Annotated in this window: 21 protein-coding genes; 5 read left to right on the top strand and 16 right to left on the bottom strand. The window is 46.7% G+C overall.

Annotated features, from left to right (window positions below; translation table 11 throughout):
• Nucleotides 1-137 precede the first annotated feature (137 nt).
• Both CBI30_RS01035 and pth read left to right on the top strand, forming a co-directional pair.
• Nucleotides 138-776 (top strand): 50S ribosomal protein L25/general stress protein Ctc, encoded by a 639-nt coding sequence (locus CBI30_RS01035; RefSeq protein ID WP_088526489.1) that lies wholly within the window; start codon nt 138-140, stop codon nt 774-776.
• A 90-nt stretch (nt 777-866) separates the two neighbouring features.
• Nucleotides 867-1,463 carry an aminoacyl-tRNA hydrolase gene (gene pth / locus CBI30_RS01040; RefSeq protein WP_088526490.1) on the top strand — a complete coding sequence of 199 codons (597 nt, stop codon included), beginning with the start codon at nt 867-869 and terminating at the stop codon, nt 1,461-1,463.
• Between the two features lie 22 nt (nt 1,464-1,485).
• Here the strand turns inward: pth and CBI30_RS01045 are convergent, their stop codons facing one another.
• Genes CBI30_RS01045 through CBI30_RS01065 form a run of 5 tightly spaced genes read right to left on the bottom strand, consistent with a single transcriptional unit; the run spans nt 1,486 to nt 5,654 of the window.
• Complete coding sequence (locus CBI30_RS01045; RefSeq protein ID WP_088526491.1) at nt 1,486-1,752, bottom strand: YfhL family 4Fe-4S dicluster ferredoxin; 267 nt, start codon at nt 1,750-1,752, stop codon at nt 1,486-1,488.
• 18 nt (nt 1,753-1,770) lie between these two features.
• Nucleotides 1,771-2,268 carry a pantetheine-phosphate adenylyltransferase gene (gene coaD, locus CBI30_RS01050; RefSeq protein WP_088526492.1) on the bottom strand — a complete coding sequence of 166 codons (498 nt, stop codon included), beginning with the start codon at nt 2,266-2,268 and terminating at the stop codon, nt 1,771-1,773.
• A 36-nt stretch (nt 2,269-2,304) separates the two neighbouring features.
• On the bottom strand, nt 2,305-2,964 hold the full coding sequence (gene rsmD / locus CBI30_RS01055; RefSeq protein ID WP_088526493.1) for a 16S rRNA (guanine(966)-N(2))-methyltransferase RsmD: 660 nt from the start codon (nt 2,962-2,964) through the stop codon (nt 2,305-2,307).
• Nucleotides 2,936-4,282, bottom strand: coding sequence for a M16 family metallopeptidase (locus CBI30_RS01060; RefSeq protein ID WP_240553456.1), 1,347 nt, complete (start codon nt 4,280-4,282; stop codon nt 2,936-2,938). The genes rsmD and CBI30_RS01060 overlap by 29 nt, the downstream gene beginning before the upstream one ends.
• On the bottom strand, nt 4,269-5,654 hold the full coding sequence (locus tag CBI30_RS01065; RefSeq protein ID WP_088526494.1) for a M16 family metallopeptidase: 1,386 nt from the start codon (nt 5,652-5,654) through the stop codon (nt 4,269-4,271). Before CBI30_RS01065 ends, CBI30_RS01060 begins: the two co-directional genes overlap by 14 nt.
• 62 nt (nt 5,655-5,716) lie before the next feature.
• Here CBI30_RS01065 and ftsY point away from each other — a divergent pair, with 62 nt between their 5' ends.
• A complete protein-coding gene (gene ftsY / locus CBI30_RS01070; RefSeq protein WP_088526495.1) occupies nt 5,717-6,607 on the top strand; it encodes a signal recognition particle-docking protein FtsY in 891 nt (296 codons plus the stop codon).
• A gap of 92 nt (nt 6,608-6,699) precedes the next feature.
• Complete coding sequence (rpoH, locus tag CBI30_RS01075) at nt 6,700-7,641, top strand: RNA polymerase sigma factor RpoH (RefSeq protein WP_088526496.1); 942 nt, start codon at nt 6,700-6,702, stop codon at nt 7,639-7,641.
• A 25-nt stretch (nt 7,642-7,666) separates the two neighbouring features.
• Here rpoH and CBI30_RS01080 read toward each other — a convergent pair whose 3' ends face one another.
• The 5 genes from CBI30_RS01080 to CBI30_RS01100 are packed head-to-tail and all read right to left on the bottom strand — an operon-like array spanning nt 7,667 to nt 11,729.
• Complete coding sequence (locus tag CBI30_RS01080) at nt 7,667-8,230, bottom strand: SCO family protein (protein ID WP_420812033.1); 564 nt, start codon at nt 8,228-8,230, stop codon at nt 7,667-7,669.
• Nucleotides 8,231-8,279: 49 nt separating this feature from the next.
• Entirely contained in the window at nt 8,280-9,173 is an 894-nt protein-coding gene (gene cyoE, locus CBI30_RS01085; RefSeq protein WP_088526498.1) for a heme o synthase, read from the bottom strand.
• Between the two features lie 2 nt (nt 9,174-9,175).
• Entirely contained in the window at nt 9,176-10,300 is a 1,125-nt protein-coding gene (locus CBI30_RS01090) for a COX15/CtaA family protein (protein WP_088526499.1), read from the bottom strand.
• On the bottom strand, nt 10,297-10,956 hold the full coding sequence (locus CBI30_RS01095; protein WP_088526500.1) for a hypothetical protein: 660 nt from the start codon (nt 10,954-10,956) through the stop codon (nt 10,297-10,299). The genes CBI30_RS01090 and CBI30_RS01095 overlap by 4 nt, the downstream gene beginning before the upstream one ends.
• Nucleotides 10,953-11,729, bottom strand: coding sequence for an SURF1 family protein (locus CBI30_RS01100; RefSeq protein WP_240553470.1), 777 nt, complete (start codon nt 11,727-11,729; stop codon nt 10,953-10,955). Before CBI30_RS01100 ends, CBI30_RS01095 begins: the two co-directional genes overlap by 4 nt.
• A 20-nt stretch (nt 11,730-11,749) precedes the next feature.
• Between CBI30_RS01100 and CBI30_RS01105 the strand changes: the two genes are divergently transcribed.
• On the top strand, nt 11,750-11,962 hold the full coding sequence (locus CBI30_RS01105; RefSeq protein WP_088526502.1) for a twin transmembrane helix small protein: 213 nt from the start codon (nt 11,750-11,752) through the stop codon (nt 11,960-11,962).
• Nucleotides 11,963-12,020: 58 nt separating this feature from the next.
• Here CBI30_RS01105 and CBI30_RS01110 read toward each other — a convergent pair whose 3' ends face one another.
• The 6 genes from CBI30_RS01110 to coxB are packed head-to-tail and all read right to left on the bottom strand — an operon-like array spanning nt 12,021 to nt 16,638.
• Nucleotides 12,021-12,875, bottom strand: coding sequence for a cytochrome c oxidase subunit 3 (locus CBI30_RS01110; RefSeq protein WP_088526503.1), 855 nt, complete (start codon nt 12,873-12,875; stop codon nt 12,021-12,023).
• 29 nt (nt 12,876-12,904) lie between these two features.
• Nucleotides 12,905-13,099 carry a DUF2970 domain-containing protein gene (locus CBI30_RS01115; protein WP_169711230.1) on the bottom strand — a complete coding sequence of 65 codons (195 nt, stop codon included), beginning with the start codon at nt 13,097-13,099 and terminating at the stop codon, nt 12,905-12,907.
• Entirely contained in the window at nt 13,096-13,689 is a 594-nt protein-coding gene (locus CBI30_RS01120; RefSeq protein WP_088526504.1) for a cytochrome c oxidase assembly protein, read from the bottom strand. The genes CBI30_RS01115 and CBI30_RS01120 overlap by 4 nt, the downstream gene beginning before the upstream one ends.
• Before the next feature lie 16 nt (nt 13,690-13,705).
• Entirely contained in the window at nt 13,706-13,837 is a 132-nt protein-coding gene (locus tag CBI30_RS11250) for a cytochrome oxidase small assembly protein (protein ID WP_240553457.1), read from the bottom strand.
• Nucleotides 13,821-15,440, bottom strand: coding sequence for a cytochrome c oxidase subunit I (ctaD, locus tag CBI30_RS01125; protein ID WP_088526505.1), 1,620 nt, complete (start codon nt 15,438-15,440; stop codon nt 13,821-13,823). The genes CBI30_RS11250 and ctaD overlap by 17 nt, the downstream gene beginning before the upstream one ends.
• 40 nt (nt 15,441-15,480) lie before the next feature.
• On the bottom strand, nt 15,481-16,638 hold the full coding sequence (gene coxB, locus CBI30_RS01130) for a cytochrome c oxidase subunit II (protein ID WP_088526506.1): 1,158 nt from the start codon (nt 16,636-16,638) through the stop codon (nt 15,481-15,483).
• Between the last annotated feature and the right edge of the window lie 72 nt (nt 16,639-16,710).

A 16,710-nucleotide genomic window follows, 5' to 3' on the forward strand; every position in this document is an offset into this window, starting at 1 on the left:
GCCCAAAATAGCGTTTACAACCCTGTTTTTTATAGTTTTGAGGCTCTTCTAGCCAAAAACTGCTATTCCCACGATATAATCAAAGGCTTTTCTGTTTGGTCGCGAACGGAAATTAACCTTAATTTTAGGAATTCGATATGAAAGTAGTAGCCTTTGAAAGAAGCGTACAGGGAACGGGTGCGAGCCGCCGTCTGCGCAACTCCGGTAAAACTCCGGGCATCATCTATGGCGGTAAAGACGCCGTATCAGTAATTGAGTTGGATCACAACGCACTATTCCATGCTCTCCGTAAGGAAGCATTCCACTCATCCATTCTTGATCTTGAAATCGGCGGCAAAGCACAAAAAGTGTTGTTACGCGATTACCAGATGCATCCATTTAAGCCTTTGGTTCTGCATATCGACTTCCAGCGCGTTTCTGCGACTGAGAAAGTTCACATGCGCGTTCCATTGCACTTCATCAATGCTGATACTTCATCTGCAGTGAAATTACAAGGCGCTGTAGTTAGCCACATCTCCACTGATTTGGAAGTGTCTTGCTTACCAGCAGACTTGCCAGAGTTCATTGAAGTGGACTTGAGCAAAATTGAAGTTGGTCATGGTATTCATGCTAAAGACATCACATTACCAAAAGGCGTTTCCTTGGTATTGCATATCGAGCAAGAAAACCCAGTATTAGCTAACGCACGTATCCCAGCAGTGAAATCTGCCGATACTGAAGCTGCTCCTTCAGCTGCTGGAGCTCCTGCTGCTGAAGCTGCAAAAGATAAATCTTAATTATTTAAGCCTTATCTTTGCGACAAAGAAGGCCCGCTGAATAGCGGGTTTTCTTTTTTGCAGAAATACTTTTATGCTTAAGCACTGAATATGACTAAATTAATTGTTGGCCTCGGCAACCCAGGCGATGAACATAAAGAAGATCGGCACAACGCTGGTTTCTGGTTTGTAGACGCCCTCGCCAAGCAATTAAACACCCGCTTTGAAACTGAAAAACGCTTTCATGGAAAAGTGGCGAAGGGTAAATGGGGTGGCGAAGATCTCTTCTTACTAAAGCCCTCTACCTATATGAATCTCAGTGGTCAGGCCGTAGGGGCACTTTGCCGCTTCCACAAAATTACACCCCAAGATGTGTTGGTGGTGCAGGATGAGCTGGATCTCAAGCCCGGCACGGCGCGCATCAAGCTTGGCGGCGGAACTGGCGGACACAATGGCTTAAAAGACATCCAAGCCCACCTCAGCACACCTGAATACTGGCGCTTACGATTAGGCATCGGCCACCCTCGCGACCTTACTGCGGAAGGCGCTCGTCCGATGGATGTGGCTGACTACGTATTAAGACGGCCCTTGCAGGCAGAACAAAAACAAATTGAAGCCAGTATTGAAAATGGCTTGCAAATTCTTTCTTTGTTTCTCAAGGGTGATACTCAAGCAGCGATGCTGGAATTGCATTCCAAAACAAATTAATTGCCGCTGAATTTCTGAAGAGTTATTTAGCTAGCGCTTTTTTGGCGGCAGTTAAGAGTTGATACTTCACCAATAACTGCGTTTGATTTTCTGGAAATGCAGGATTCAACGGGATACAGTCGACTGGGCACACTTGCTGACACTGGGGGGCATCGTAGTGACCCACACATTCAGTGCACTTATTGGCATCAATCTCATAAATCTCCAGGCCCATATAAATGGCATCGTTCGGACATTCAGGCTCACACACATCACAGTTGATGCATTCATCCGTAATCATTAAAGCCATGTTATTGGTCTGCCAGCCTTACACTTTATTTTGATTGGCAGCCGCAATCTTTTTTACCAGCCACTTTTCTACGGATGGGAAAACAAATTTACTGACATCGCCGCCCATTAAAGCGATCTCACGAACAAAAGTTCCAGAGATAAATTGATACTGGTCGGATGGCGTCAAAAACAAGGTTTCTACATCGGGCAATAAATAGCGGTTCATACCCGCCATCTGAAACTCGTATTCAAAATCCGATACTGCGCGCAAGCCACGCACAATCACACGAGCATTATGCTGACGGGCAAAGTCTTTTAAGAGGCCTGTGAAGCCAACAATCTTGACGTTGGAATAATGACCAAGAACTTCTTTGGCGATTTCAATGCGCTCTTCCAAGTTAAAGAAAGGGTGCTTGCTACGACTATCAGCAACACCAACAATCAGTTCACCGAAGATGCTAGAGGCACGGCGTACCAAGTCCTCGTGACCACGAGTAAAAGGATCAAATGTTCCAGGGTATACAGCAACAGTCATAACACTCCTAAGGCTTTATCAGCTACAGGCAAGATTTTAGTCCCTTCTAGAGCGAAATAGACAAGCTTTTACCTGACCAGCCTCTAAGTACTTTCCACAATGCCAATTAGGCATTAGGGCCTCAATCTGATCACGAGAGCGACTTGCAGGAAACTCTACATAAATCCCCCCGCCAGCACTGTCATCGCATACACGGGCAGCCTCCGCAAGCGCTTGATTTAATAAGCCCTCTTCCTGAAATGGTGGGTCTATGAAAATCAAATTGCTAGAGTGATCAGCCTGTTGCTTTAAAAATTCCAAACTATCTCTGTGCAGTATTTGAATTACCCCAGGCGCCGGAGAAGATTGGAGTGCGGCAAAATTGGTCAGAAGATTTGCATGGGCTTTTTTATCTTTTTCCAACAAGATCACCGCATTGGCATGTCGCGAAGCAGCCTCAAAACCTAAAGCGCCCGTTCCAGCGAACAAATCCAAACAGTTCAAGTCGGTGAGATCCTGCCCCAACCAATTAAATAATGTCTCACGAACCCGATCCGTGCTCGGACGCAAACCTGGCAGATCCAAAACGTTCAATAAGCGGCTACGCCAAACTCCCCCAATGATGCGAATTTTCTTGGGGGGATCAGAGCGCTTTCCTGGCTTTCCTAGATGCGCTGATTTGGCTAGCTTATTTATTTTTAGCCCCCAAAACCACAATCTTCATCCGATCCATGGCTAAATATTTTTGAAATGCCGCCTTTACCTGCTCCAAGCTCACTGCTTCCACTTGCTTAGTCCACACCTCCATCGTATCGAGCGGTAAATTATTCCAAGCAATTGATGAGACGTTATCCAGTAACTTGCGGTTGTTATCAATTCTTAATGGATAGCCATTCATCAAATTTGCTTTGGCAGCATCCAGTTCAATTTGTGTAGGTCCATTAACAATAAATTGTGCGATCGTTGAGCTCATTACTTCTAGCGCCAAGGTAGCTTGATCATTCTTGGTTTGTAATCCAGCCTGAAATATCCCCGCATTCTTACCAGGGGCAAAGTAACTAAAGACACTGTAGGCCAGTCCACGCTGCTCACGAACTTCTGACATCAATCTCGAAACGAAGCCGCCGCCGCCCAGGATGTAGTTGCCGACCAGTAAGGGGAAGTAATCGGGGTTACTGCGCGTGACCGCTGTCATTCCCATGGCAATATGCGCTTGCTGAGAATCAAATGGAATAGTCATCTCACGTTGACTCAAGGGCTCTACTGGTGAACGCTCGAACTCTGGCAACTTCGCGATAGGAGAGCCAGATTGAGGCACTTTTTGCAATAAGCCCTGAACTATTTCAGCAGCCTCAGCCTTACTGACATCGCCAACAATGCTGACAATCATTCTGTCACCACGGTAAAACTCTTTGTGGAATTGCTGCAAATCAGTTGCACTGATATTGGCAATAGTCTGCACAGATGGCGAATTACCCAATGGATAATTTCCGTAAACTGATTTTCTAAAGCGGCGCTCTAGTACTGCCTCCGGTTTAGTCTCAGACTCAAGTAAAGCAGTAGTCATTCTTTGCTTCTCACGCACTAAGATCTTGGCATCGTAAGTAGGTGCACTCAACATGGCTGAGGCTAATTGAACAGCACGATCGAGCAGATCTTTTCTGCTCAGGGTCCGTATGCGCATAGTCGCGCGCTCACCACCGACAGAGACTCCAAGGTTTGCACCCAAGTCCGCAATCTCATCGGCAATCTGCGCCTCTGTAAGCAAACCTGTATTGGACTTGGCGCCATAGTTCATTAGCTGGCCGGCCACAGTTGCTAAGCCACTCTTTGCTGCAGGATCATAGCGATCGCCTGCATCAATGCTGATCTCAATATCAACCATAGGCAAAGTTTTAGTTTGAACCAAATAGGCCTGTGCACCCTTATAAGAATCCAACTTCTCAATGGGTAAGATGGCATGTGCAGATGTGAGTAATCCAGCTGTCAATACCGCTACAAGATAGGCTTGCTTAATCAATTTATTTAACGGCACGATTGTCTCCTTGCTTGCTCTCACTAGACTTGCGCGCCTGTGGATCCAAGACTGCAATGGTCAGCCCTTTATCGACTAAATATTTTTTAGAAACCGCCTGAACTTGGGCTGGAGTGATGGTTTGCATCCTCTCCAACATCACATCAATGTCTCGCCAAGAGAAGCCCGCCATCTCAGTGCTACCAATTTCCATGGCTTGACCAAAAATAGAGTCGCGCTTATAAATCTGCTCCGACAGAATGCGTACCTTGATGCGCTTTAACTCTGAATCCAGGATTCCGTGATCCACAATTTCTTTTAGGGCCTTCCGAATACTGCTTTCCGCTTGCTCGACTGTTTTGCCCTTGGCCATACTAGTGCTAATTAAAAATAATTCTGGGCCCCTGGAGATCATGTCGTAGCCAACACCTACATCATTGACCACTCGCTCTTGCTTAACAAGCGTGCGATTTAGACGGGCATTGTCATAGCCATCTAGTACAGCTGCCAATAGCTCTAAGGCATAGGGTTCATCGTCATCCAATTTGCCAGGCTGAAGTTTTGGCACTTTCCAAGCCATAGCCAATTGGGCGCTATCCGCTGGCGCCTTTACTTGCACCTTCTTGATGCCTTTTTGTGTTGGCTCTACCTGGGGCTTACGTACCGGCAACTCTCTTGCAGAAGCAGCCCCGTAATATTTTTCTACAACTTGTAAAACTACTTTTGGGTCAACATCACCAGCAATCACTACAGTTGCATTATTCGGCTTGTACCAACTGCGATACCAGTCACGCGCATCTGCCGCCTTCATATTCTCAAGATCATTCATCCACCCGACTACTGGATGACGATAGGGGGAGCTCATATAAGCAGTGGCCATTAAGGATTCGTTGAGTAAGCTGCTGGGATTATCTTCGGTGCGCAGACGACGCTCTTCCATCACTACCTGAATCTCTTTTAAGAACTCGGCATCATCAAAATTGAGATTGCTCATCCGATCAGCCTCAAGCTTCATCACTTCATCTAATTTGGATTTTTCAACCTGTTGAAAGTAGGCTGTGTAATCACGTGAGGTGAATGCATTCTCGCGCCCACCAACAGCAGCCACCATGCGAGAGAATTCGCCTGACTTTACTTTGTCTGTACCCTTAAACATCATGTGCTCAAGCACATGAGCTACACCAGTTCGGCCATTGACTTCGTCCATTGATCCGGCGCGATACCAAACCATATGTGCAACGGTAGGTGCTCGGTGATCTTCGCGCACGATGAGCTTGAGTCCATTAGAAAGTTGAAACTCATGGGTATTTGGTGTGCCAGCATCCGAGGCTGCCCAAGCGGTCTGGCAACAGAGCATCAAATAGAAAGAAAAACGCAGTAAAGTAGAGCGCATCTGTAAGATCACCTATCCCAAGAATTAAATTGATAAGATGCAAGGATTAAATTGTATCGATTATGTTCGGCCTACGTAAAACCCTCGGATCCCTATTTAAATCCAATCAGACTGATGAAGCCTGGTTTGATGCCCTAGAAGAATCTCTCATCCTTAGCGATGTGGGCCTACCTACGACTGAGCAACTGATTAGTAAACTCCGTAAGGCCGCTAAATCTGAAAAAGCCAATAGCCCAGAAGATCTTCAAAAGTTATTGATTCAAGAAGTTGCCACCCTATTAAAACCATTAGAGCCGATTCCCAATCCTTTATATGTGCATGAACAAAAGACGGTGCCTGAAGTTTGGCTAGTGATTGGCGTCAATGGTGCAGGCAAGACCACGACGATCGGCAAGCTTTGCCGCCTCTTCCAGTCACAAGGTAAATCCGTTCTGCTGGCAGCGGGCGATACCTTCAGGGCCGCAGCGCGGAACCAGCTCCTTGAATGGGGTGATCGTAACCAAGTAGACGTCATCATGCAAGAGAGTGGCGACGCTGCAGCAGTGGCTCACGATGCCATTCATGCAGCGATTTCACGCAATAATGACATTCTGATTATTGATACTGCTGGCCGACTTGCCACCCAAGATCACTTAATGGAAGAACTAAAGAAGGTAAAAAGAGTCATCGGCAAGGCCCTTCCTGGGGCGCCTCACCAGACTTTGCTGGTTCTTGATGGCAATACTGGTCAAAACGGTTTAAGCCAGGTGAAGGCGTTTCACGCAGCTTTAGGGCTTAGCGCTCTAATCGTTACTAAATTAGACGGCACCGCCAAAGGGGGAGTGATTTGCGCACTCGCCCATATCTTGAATAACGGGCCAAAACCAGTAGTTTTAGCCTTGGGTAAAGGGGAGGGAATTGATGACTTAGCCCCCTTCACAGCCGCCCAATATTCGTCAGAATTATTCAATTAAATCATAGACTTATAGAATTAAAAAACCCTTGGCACTCTCTTGACAAGAGTGCTAAAATGGATTCTTATTCATACCTGAAATGCATAAAAAAAATGGTTCAAAAGAAAGCATATAAACCGCAATTGCAAGCAAGGCAGACACTGCCGGCCGCGCAGACTGCTGCGGCTTCGCTTGCCTTTCCGATGTTGCCTTCCCTAGGGGTTGGAACGCTCGACTCTTATATTGCGTACGTTAATCGCGTACCCATGCTCAGCGCTGCAGAAGAACTGCATCTAGCGCAGGAGTTTCGTCGCACTGAAAATGTGGATGCTGCGAAAACTTTAGTTCTTTCACACCTCCGTCTGGTGGTGTCTGTTGCACGCCAATATCTAGGCTATGGAATCCCTCATGCTGACTTGATCCAAGAGGGCAATATCGGCCTCATGAAAGCCGTTAAGCGTTACGACCCCAATCAAGGTGCACGCTTAGTCTCTTATGCCATTCACTGGATTAAGGCAGAGATTCATGAGTACATTCTCAAGAATTGGCGCTTAGTTAAAGTTGCCACGACTAAAGCACAGCGCAAGTTGTTCTTTAATTTACGCAGCAACAAGCCCACTCTCGCCGCCCTCACCCCAAATGAAGTGGAGGCACTAGCCAAGGCCCTTGATGTCAAAGGTTCTGACGTTAAAGAAATGGAAATGCGCCTTGCTGGCGGTGATGTTGCCCTAGAGGGTGATGACAGCGATGATGAGTCAGCCTATGCGCCGATTCAATGGTTGGCCGACAACAGCCAAGAGCCTACTGAGATGATGGCTGCGGCTGCCACTGATGCATTACATGGTCCCCAACTTGATCAAGCCCTCATGGCTTTGGATGAGCGCAGCCGTAACATTGTGCAATCACGCTGGTTGGCAATGGATGCGGATGGTAAAGGGACAAAAACATTGCATGATCTCGCGAGTGAGTACGGTATCTCAGCAGAACGCATCCGTCAGATTGAGACCTCTGCACTCAAAAAGATGCGCGGCCTCTTACAAGCGCAAGCGGCCTAAATACACTTCCGTTACTTCGTAATTTTTACTTCAGCAGCTCTTTCAAGTCTTGCGCCAAGGTTTCCGGACCTTGCGCATGCTTGATATAAAGACGCAGATGCCCCTCTGGGTCAAAGGCGTAGCTTCCTGCTGTGTGATCCATGGTGTATGAATTAGGGCTGGTGCCAGGCACCTTCTTGTAATAAATCTTAAAGTCCTTAGTCACTTTCTCCAAAGCCGCCTCATCCGCTGGACGCAAGCCCAAGAAACGTGGATCAAACGCGGGAACATATTGCTTCAGTATTGCCGCAGTATCCCGATCTGGATCTACTGTTACAAATAGAACTTGTACCTTATCAGCCTGAGGACCCAGTAAAGTCATGACATGTTGCATCTCAGTGAGTGTCGTCGGGCAAATATCTGGGCACTGGGTGTAACCAAAGAACATGACTACTGCTTTGCCCTTAAAGTCAGCCATCGTTCTAACATTGCCATCGGGATCAAGCAAACTGAAGTCATTGCCAAACGCCTTACCACCCGTAATGTCGACATTCTTGAAGCTAGCCTTTGGGCTACAGGCAAGTACAGTCAAGCCTAATAGTGACACCATCAAAATGCGGGCAACGCGGAAACTTAGCTTTGATAAATTCATGCTCATCTCAAATGAAGTAATGATCTATTAACAGCGCTGCAAACAACAGCGATAAATAGGTAATTGAAAATCGGAAAGTCTTCTTCGCCAGTGCATCACTATAAGAGACAAATAAGGCAATTGCATAAGCCAAGAATATGAAGCCCAGAATGATTGCAGAAATGAGATACACCATGCCACTCATACCGTAAATGTAAGGGAGTAAGGTAGCAGCAATCAGAATCAAGGTGTACAGCAAAATATTAAGCAGCGTGAAGCGTTCGCCATGCGTCACCGGCAGCATCGGTAAACCGCTTTGCACATAATCATCGCGACGATATAAAGCCAGCGCCCAAAAGTGTGGCGGGGTCCAAACAAAAATAATGAGCACTAAGAGCCATGCTTCAGCAGATAAACCATTGGTCACCGCAGCCCAACCTAAAGCAGGTGGCATTGCGCCAGAGAGCCCGCCAATCACGATGTTCTGGGGGGTTGCGGGCTTCAGTAGCCAGGTATAGATAACGGCATAACCAACAAAGGTTGCGACCGTGAGCCACATCGTTAATGGGTTACAGAAGTTCCACAAAATCACCGCACCCAAACTACCGAGAACAATAGAAAAAATAGTAATGTGAAAAGGCGTTACTTCACCGGTTGCCGATGGTCTCCAAGCAGTACGCTTCATCTTGGCATCTACAGCCTGCTCAATTAAGCAGTTCATAGCAAAAGCTGCGCCAGCCAGCAGCCAAATACCCACGATGCCGCCAATCAGTACGGGGTAAGGAACCATGCCTGGCGTTGCCAAGAACATCCCAATCACGGCACAGAAAACAGCCAGCTGAGTGACGCGAGGTTTAGTCAATACCCAGAACTGGCGCCAACGTGGCATCGCTGCAGGAGAAGAAGGTGTAGGACTGCTCATAATTATTTGGCTATCTTAATATGAATGGGTGCACTCCATGATGCCCAGCTGCTTAAGCGTACCAAGCAAAACACTAATGCTGCAGAGCCAGCGGTGTGCATTAAGGCAGCAACTAAGGGCCACTGAAAAACCACGTTAGAAATACCAGTCAGCGCCTGAAGGATCAGCAGGGTCAGCAATAGCCTAGCAATACGCCCTAATCCTGATAAAGCTGTACTCGTCACACTAAATGCATTCAGTGACAACAATCCCAGAGCCGCAAGAGCGCAGATCGCAAATACGCGATGCGCCCAATGGATCGTTTGCAGAGCCATAGGTGAAATAGATTCGCCCAGGGCATTGAGGCCCAGCGCGCGCCATAAAGTAAAACCCTCTTGCCAAGCAGTTTCTGGCCAGAGAGCGCCCATGCAGGTTGGAAAATCAGGGCATGCCAACACAGCGTAATTGGTGCTCACCCACGCACCCAAAAATATCTGCATTGCTAACGTGACTGAAGCCAATAACAGCAACTTTGCAGAAAGGGGTCTTACTTGAAGCTGCCTTACTGAGGAGAGCTGGTCTTCCCATTCTTCTTGTGCGTAGGCAGTTAAGCAAGCAAGCAATACCAAGGCCAACATTAAATGAATACTCACAATGATGGGTTGCAACTTCAGCGTGACAGTCCACGCACCAAATGCACCTTGAATACAGACCAAGAGCAACAAACTAAGACTGCCCAGCAAAGGGCTCTTACCCAAGTGCTTGAGCTTGCTCCAAGCCAATCCCACCTGGATCAAAATCAAGGCACCTACTGTCATTGCTAAATAGCGATGAATCATTTCGATCCACGCTTTGATTACAGTTACTGGGCCAGTGGGCATCGTTGCTTCTGCAAGCGTGATCTCACCAATCGCATGCCACGGATTTGAAGTGCCGTAGCATCCCGGCCAATCAGGGCAACCCAAGCCAGAATCCGTTAGGCGAGTAAAAGCACCAAACACAATCAGATCAAAGGTCATAAAGACCAATACCCAATTGAGCTTCTGGAAAAAATTGTAGCCCGGCCTTTTCCATAAATAGAGCAGCGGTAGGCCAGCAAAGACAGCGGCGATTAACGCTAACTCCGCAAGCAACAACAAGTTACTCATTGCAAGTTCTCGCCTTTGCGATTGAGACGCAGTAGTTTTTCTAGATCTTTTTTAATGCTGCCGAATTCTTTAGGGGAGTTAGTCACTGGAAAGACCATCATCTTAGCTGGGCTAGGATCAATCAACTGAATCTTCTGGCCTGCGCCATCCCGATTGAGCCAAGCCTCAAACTCACCCTTTAACTTAGGGTCTGTTGGCAACGTAAGAATCTGAAAGCCTGCCGTCTTCTGATCGTAGGCTAGCAATACCTCTGGATCTACTGACTTACCATCAGTATTAATCCACACCAACTGCACGCGACCACTCTCTCGACCTACGGCAATACGAAGCTGGCGCATTAAAAATAATGCCTCGAGGCAGGATTCATTTTTTGCAGTGCATTCACTAGCGGGTCTCGCTACCAACAAAGTCCATTTACCTTTAAATGGCATATCAAACCAGGCAGGATTCAGTTCTTGCGCGGGCTGAACCAAGGTTCCAAAATTGGTTTTTCCACCCTCTGGTTTAAATACGTAATAAGCCAAATAAGAGGCGATCACGGGTGCAGCACAAGCCAGCAATAAAAAAAGCATTTGCAGGCGCCCACGACGGGTCTGGGCATTAATCGCTGATGCGTCTGTTTGCGAAGCTGGGATCAATAACTCTTTATCACTCACACTCTATCTCCGTTGACAACAAGCTCTCGCCGATATTTCATGAGCCCATTGATGAGCCAAAACAAAAATCCTGATAAGGCCAATGCAAACCACTGAAAGGCATAAGCATAATGGCGATCGACTCCATTTGTTGGCGAGGGCCAATTCCTGATCAAACCATCATTTTTGCTTGATTGGGACTCTCGTACGATGAACGGTAACTGTGCCCAACTGTGGCTTTGAGCCTCAAGCGCTAAATCAAAGTTTTGCTCAATCCGGGGCTTCATTACTGTGCCACCCTTTTCACCCAACTCATACACTTTTCCAGGATGAGGAAAGCCAATGCCTTCAATCGTGACTACCTCATCAGCAGTCTTTACAGGCGGCAACTCAATACGATTGTCATTATTGCGGGGAGCCCAACCGCGGTTTACCCACAAAACCGATTCTTTCCCATCTAGTCTCAAAGGCATCATCAAATAAAAACCAGATTGCCCCACACTACCAGCGCCACCATCAGGAATAGGGCGAGGCCGGTTATCCAGCCAGATTGCCTCATCTTGAACAAAGCGGCCACGAGCAATAATCCGCCGCTCTGCAGCCTGCTCTAAAGTCAAACTGTCGGCATTCGCATTCAGAATGGGCATTTGCAGTTTGGCAGCTAGGGACTCACCCAAGCGAATCTTCTGATCTGCCCGATTGAGCTGCCAAATACCAGCACTGCAGCCAACTAAAATCACCACTAGGGCTGATAAAGTAGCGACTATACGACTAGTAATTAAGCTAGAAAACATGTTCACAGGAGTACTTTGAGATGAAATGGATTATTCCAATTGCACTGCTAATGATTGTGGGAAGCTTAGGCTCAGCACTCTACTACATGATGAAGGATAAGGGCGGCAGCTCAAGAATGGTTCAGTCCCTCATGCTCCGTATTGGGCTTTCAATAATTCTATTTCTTGGCATTCTGATTGCCCACTATTTTGGCTTTATTGAGGCTACTGGTGTTCGGGTTGGAACAAACTAAGCGCCACGAAAAAACCAGCCAAAACAAATCGGGGCTTAGCGCCCCGATTTTTATTTCCTTACATCCAATAAACGGCAATATAGAGGCCTAGCCAGACAACGTCAACGAAGTGCCAGTACCAAGCAGCGCCCTCAAACGCGAAATGATTATCAGCAGTAAAGTCGCCACGAATCATACGACGTAAGACAATCGCCAACATCAAGCCACCTAGAAATACGTGGAAGCCATGAAAACCAGTCAACATAAAGAAAGTTGAGCCATAAACGCCTGAAGTTAACTTCAGGTTGAGCTCATGATAAGCATGGTAGTACTCGTAACCCTGGAAACACAAGAATATAAAGCCCAGACCAACAGTAGCAGCTAAGCCTCTGATTGCCTGCTTCATGTGATTCTCACGAAGTGCATGGTGAGCGTAAGTCACGGTTACACCTGAGCTCAAGAGCAGCAAGGTATTAATCGTAGGAATTGGCCATGGACCCATCGTGGTAAATTTCTCAACCAGTCCTGCAGGGCCATCATTAGGCCAAACAGCGGTGAAGTTAGGCCAAAGCAATTTGCTCTCCACATCGCCCATCCAAGGCATTGCAATATTGCGCGCATAGAACAAAGCAGCAAAGAATGCACCGAAGAACATAATCTCTGAGAAGATGAACCAGGCCATCGACCAGCGATAAGAAATATCAACGTTCACACCGTTCTTACCAGCATTAGATTCGGCGATTGTGTCCCCAAACCAGTTATAGAGAACAAATAAAATCCAAAGGACGCCAACTGCAGTAACAGGGCCTCCCCAGGCTGCGTGGTTTACCCAACCAGACATACCGGCACCAAAGGCAAGCAAGCCTAGAGCTGCCGCGGCTGGATGACTAGATAGTCCGGGAACATAATAGTAAGGGGTTGAATTGGATGACATCTTATTCTCTCTATTCAATCAAAAAATAATCAATGGGACACAACTGCTTTAACTATCAAGAGGAGGATGCCCATGAAAATTAAGGCGCCAAGTACTCCCGCAATAATAATATGGACAAAACTTAATGAAGCTACATCTTCCTGCAATCCTGATTTTTTACGCACACCCAAAAAAGCCCATAACACTGCGATCATGGATTGCATAAAAGTACTTTTCTTGCTCATGATGCCGATTTCGACTTAGGGGTTGTTGATCCCGCCGGCTGCTGACCGACGCCTAATTCAAAGAAGGTATACGACAAAGTAATAGTTTTTACATCAGAGGGTAAACCTGCATCAATCACAAACACTACCGGCATTTTTTTAACCTCATGAGCTGCCAGAGTTTGCTGCTGAAAACAGAAACATTCCAATTTCGTAAAAAACTCCATTGCGCTTTTTGGGGCATAACTAGGAATCGCCTGAGCTTCTACAGGGCGATTCATATTATTGGTGACTTCATACACAATTTCAGTCATCTCGCCCGGATGCACTTCCAAGTAATTCTTCACTGGACGGAACGTAAATGGGCCACGGCTATTAGAATCAAACTCAATCGTTACCACTCGTGAGTAGTCCACTTGAGTGTTGCCCACTTTGTTAGGGCTATACGCCCGAATACCGTAATCATTCTTGTTGGTCACTACATTAATACCAGTAACCTCACATAGCGCTTTGTACATTGGCACCAGCGCATAACCAAAACCAAACATCATTACTGAGGCAATCAGTAGCTTCAATAAGATTTGGCGGTTAATGGAGGCAATAGCAGACATGAATAGTGATTGAGCGTTAGCTCAATACGCTCCGCTTAATCACAATGCCAATAAAAAACACAATGGCAACGCTCAAAAGGATAAAACCCAATCTGCGATTACTGGCAGATTGGGATTTTTGTAGGGCTACTTTAGATTCCTGCAGCATTTAACTCTTCAGCACTAGGAGGAGTTTCAAAGGTATGGTGTGGCGCTGGTGAAGGCACAGTCCACTCCAAACCTTTGGCGCCATCCCATGGCTTCATTGGCGCTTTTTCGCCTTTGCCACTGTATGCCGGCAACACAACGAATACCAAGAAATATACCTGAGATAGGCCAAATCCAAGGGCACCAATAGAGGCAACCATATTGAAGTCAGCAAACTGAGTAGGGTAGTCGGCATAGCGACGTGGCATACCTGCTAAGCCCAAGAAGTGCATTGGGAAGAAAGTGACGTTGAAGAAAATCATGGAAGTCCAGAAATGGATCTTGCCGCGAGTTTCATTGGCCATGAAGCCAGTCCACTTTGGACACCAGTAATAGAAACCAGCAAACATGGCAAACAATGAGCCAGCCACCAATACGTAATGGAAGTGAGCAACAACGTAATATGTGTCTTGCACACCAATATCAATTGGGGCCATCGCCAGGATCAAACCTGTGAAACCACCCATGGTGAATACAAAAATAAAGCCAACTGCCCACAACATCGGAGTTTCAAAGGTCATTGAACCTTTCCACATAGTGGCTACCCAGTTAAAAATCTTTACACCAGTAGGAACAGCAATCAACATCGTTGCGTACATGAAGAATAGTTGGCCTGTTACAGGCATACCAGTTGCAAACATGTGGTGAGCCCAAACGATGAATGACAAGATCGCAATAGATGCGGTTGCATAAACCATAGAGCTGTAGCCAAACAATGTTTTTCTAGAGAACGCAGGAATAATTTCACTCACGATTCCAAACGCTGGAAGAATCATGATGTAAACCTCTGGGTGACCAAAGAACCAGAAAATATGCTGGAACATGATTGGATCGCCACCACCAACTGCGGAGAAGAAAGAAGTACCAAAATGGCGGTCTGTGAGAACCATGGTGATGGCGCCAGCCAACACAGGCATTACAGCGATCAGCAAATAAGCAGTGATCAACCAAGTCCAGCAGAACATTGGCATTTTCATCAATGTCAAACCAGGGGCGCGCATATTCAAGATGGTCACGATGATGTTAATCGAGCCCATGATGGAAGAAGCACCCAATAAGTGGAGTGCAAAAATACCCATGTCTAAACCTGGGCCCATCTGTGAAGTGAGTGGTGCGTACAAAGTCCAACCACCAGCAGGTGCGCCGCCAGGAGCCAAGAAAGAACCAAATAATAAACAAGCCGCTACTGGAAGAATCCAGAAACTAAAGTTATTCATACGGGCAAAGGCCATGTCAGATGCGCCAATCTGCAATGGAACCATCCAGTTTGCAAATCCAACGAATGCCGGCATGATCGCGCCAAACACCATCACCAAGCCGTGCATGGTCGTCAATTGATTAAAAAACTCCGGACGCAAGAACTGCAAGCCTGGTTGAAATAATTCCAAACGAATACCCAGAGCCATGACACCACCAGCCATCAGACTGATGAAGGAGAAGATCAGGTACATAGTGCCAATATCTTTATGGTTGGTTGCGAACAACCAACGACGCCAGCCATGTGGCGTGTGATCATCATGCGCATGGTCGTGTGCGTGATCGTGGGTGGTAGAGACTGTGCTCATGGATTACTCCGGTTTAGTTTGATCTGTATTAATGAATGAATTACTTGCCAGCGCGAGTAGTAATAATGTCTTGGGTCTGAATCACATCACCCGTTTTATTACCCCAAGCATTGCGAGTGTAGGTAATCACTGCAGCAATATCGCCATCAGAAATTACGCCTGCCCACTTAGGCATTGCACCCTTACCATTCAAGAGAATGTTGTATTGCGCATCCTTAGGACCCAGCACTACTTTGCTGCCGTCCAATGCCGGGAATGTGCCCGCACCCTTGCCGTTAGGCTGGTGGCAAGCTGCGCAGTTAGCTGCATATACTTTTGCGCCGCGCTCTTTTTGCTCATCCAATGTGTAAACCTTGGATGGATCATCTGAGGCAGCACCCATTTCTTTTTTCTTCTGCTCTACCCACTTGGTGTAGTCATCTTGTGAAACGACATTGACCACAATAGGCATAAAGGCATGTTCAGCACCGCACAACTCAGAACATTGGCCGCGGAATTTACCGATAGCGTCAGCACGGAACCAAGTGTCACGTACGAAACCAGGAATCGCATCCTGCTTGACGCCGAACGCTGGAATAGTCCATGAATGGATCACGTCATTCGCAGTGGTAATAATACGAATCTTTTTACCAACAGGCACAACCATCTCGTTATCCACTTCCATCAAATACGTATTTGATTTAGGGGCTAAGTTATTGATGGCTTCACGTGAAGTAGATAGGGTAGACAAGAAACTAATGCCTTCGCCCTCACCTTTGATGTAATCGTAACCCCATTTCCACTGGTAACCAGTGGTCTTAATAGTGATATCGGAGTTAGTGGTGTCTTTCATAGCCACAACAGTTTTTGTTGCTGGCAAGGCCATACCAATGACGATCAGGAGTGGAATGACTGTCCAAATGATCTCTACAGTGGTGCTCTCATGAAATGAGGCAGATTTAGCACCTAATGACTTACGGTGCTTGAGCATGGAATAGAACATCACCCCAAAAACACCCACAAAAATCACGGCACAAATGATCAACATCATCCAATGCAACCAATGGATTTCTTGCATGATTTTGGTTGCTGGAGCTGTGAAATTCAACTGCATGACAGCAGGGCCGCCTTGCATATCTTCAACTGCATATGCAAATGCAGTGCCGAAGGCTGCTACTAAATAGAGCGAAGCCCTAATGACTTTTCCAAATAAATTCATCTTATTCTCAGTTTATTGTCATGAACTTCTGTGGCAATACAGCCCCAGATAGTCCAAAAAAGCGGTATCAAG

It is taken from the genome of Polynucleobacter aenigmaticus (assembly GCF_002206635.1).
Lineage (GTDB): Bacteria > Pseudomonadota > Gammaproteobacteria > Burkholderiales > Burkholderiaceae > Polynucleobacter > Polynucleobacter aenigmaticus.

Bases quoted from the DNA above. Each gene is read 5' to 3' on its own strand.
- ftsY (WP_088526495.1), top strand. From the start codon at position 5,717: ATGTTCGGCCTACGTAAAACCCTCGGATCCCTATTTAAATCCAATCAG.
- ctaD (WP_088526505.1), bottom strand. From the start codon at position 15,440: ATGAGCACAGTCTCTACCACCCACGATCACGCACACGACCATGCGCAT.
- CBI30_RS01090 (WP_088526499.1), bottom strand. From the start codon at position 10,300: ATGAGTAACTTGTTGTTGCTTGCGGAGTTAGCGTTAATCGCCGCTGTC.
- coaD (WP_088526492.1), bottom strand. From the start codon at position 2,268: ATGACTGTTGCTGTATACCCTGGAACATTTGATCCTTTTACTCGTGGT.
- CBI30_RS01100 (WP_240553470.1), bottom strand. From the start codon at position 11,729: ATGTTTTCTAGCTTAATTACTAGTCGTATAGTCGCTACTTTATCAGCC.
- CBI30_RS01045 (WP_088526491.1), bottom strand. From the start codon at position 1,752: ATGGCTTTAATGATTACGGATGAATGCATCAACTGTGATGTGTGTGAG.
- cyoE (WP_088526498.1), bottom strand. From the start codon at position 9,173: ATGAGCAGTCCTACACCTTCTTCTCCTGCAGCGATGCCACGTTGGCGC.
- CBI30_RS01115 (WP_169711230.1), bottom strand. From the start codon at position 13,099: ATGAGCAAGAAAAGTACTTTTATGCAATCCATGATCGCAGTGTTATGG.
- pth (WP_088526490.1), top strand. From the start codon at position 867: ATGACTAAATTAATTGTTGGCCTCGGCAACCCAGGCGATGAACATAAA.
- coxB (WP_088526506.1), bottom strand. From the start codon at position 16,638: ATGAATTTATTTGGAAAAGTCATTAGGGCTTCGCTCTATTTAGTAGCA.
- CBI30_RS01105 (WP_088526502.1), top strand. From the start codon at position 11,750: ATGAAATGGATTATTCCAATTGCACTGCTAATGATTGTGGGAAGCTTA.
- CBI30_RS01035 (WP_088526489.1), top strand. From the start codon at position 138: ATGAAAGTAGTAGCCTTTGAAAGAAGCGTACAGGGAACGGGTGCGAGC.
- CBI30_RS11250 (WP_240553457.1), bottom strand. From the start codon at position 13,837: ATGCTGCAGGAATCTAAAGTAGCCCTACAAAAATCCCAATCTGCCAGT.
- CBI30_RS01120 (WP_088526504.1), bottom strand. From the start codon at position 13,689: ATGTCTGCTATTGCCTCCATTAACCGCCAAATCTTATTGAAGCTACTG.
- rpoH (WP_088526496.1), top strand. From the start codon at position 6,700: ATGGTTCAAAAGAAAGCATATAAACCGCAATTGCAAGCAAGGCAGACA.
- CBI30_RS01065 (WP_088526494.1), bottom strand. From the start codon at position 5,654: ATGCGCTCTACTTTACTGCGTTTTTCTTTCTATTTGATGCTCTGTTGC.
- CBI30_RS01080 (WP_420812033.1), bottom strand. From the start codon at position 8,230: ATGGTGTCACTATTAGGCTTGACTGTACTTGCCTGTAGCCCAAAGGCT.
- CBI30_RS01110 (WP_088526503.1), bottom strand. From the start codon at position 12,875: ATGTCATCCAATTCAACCCCTTACTATTATGTTCCCGGACTATCTAGT.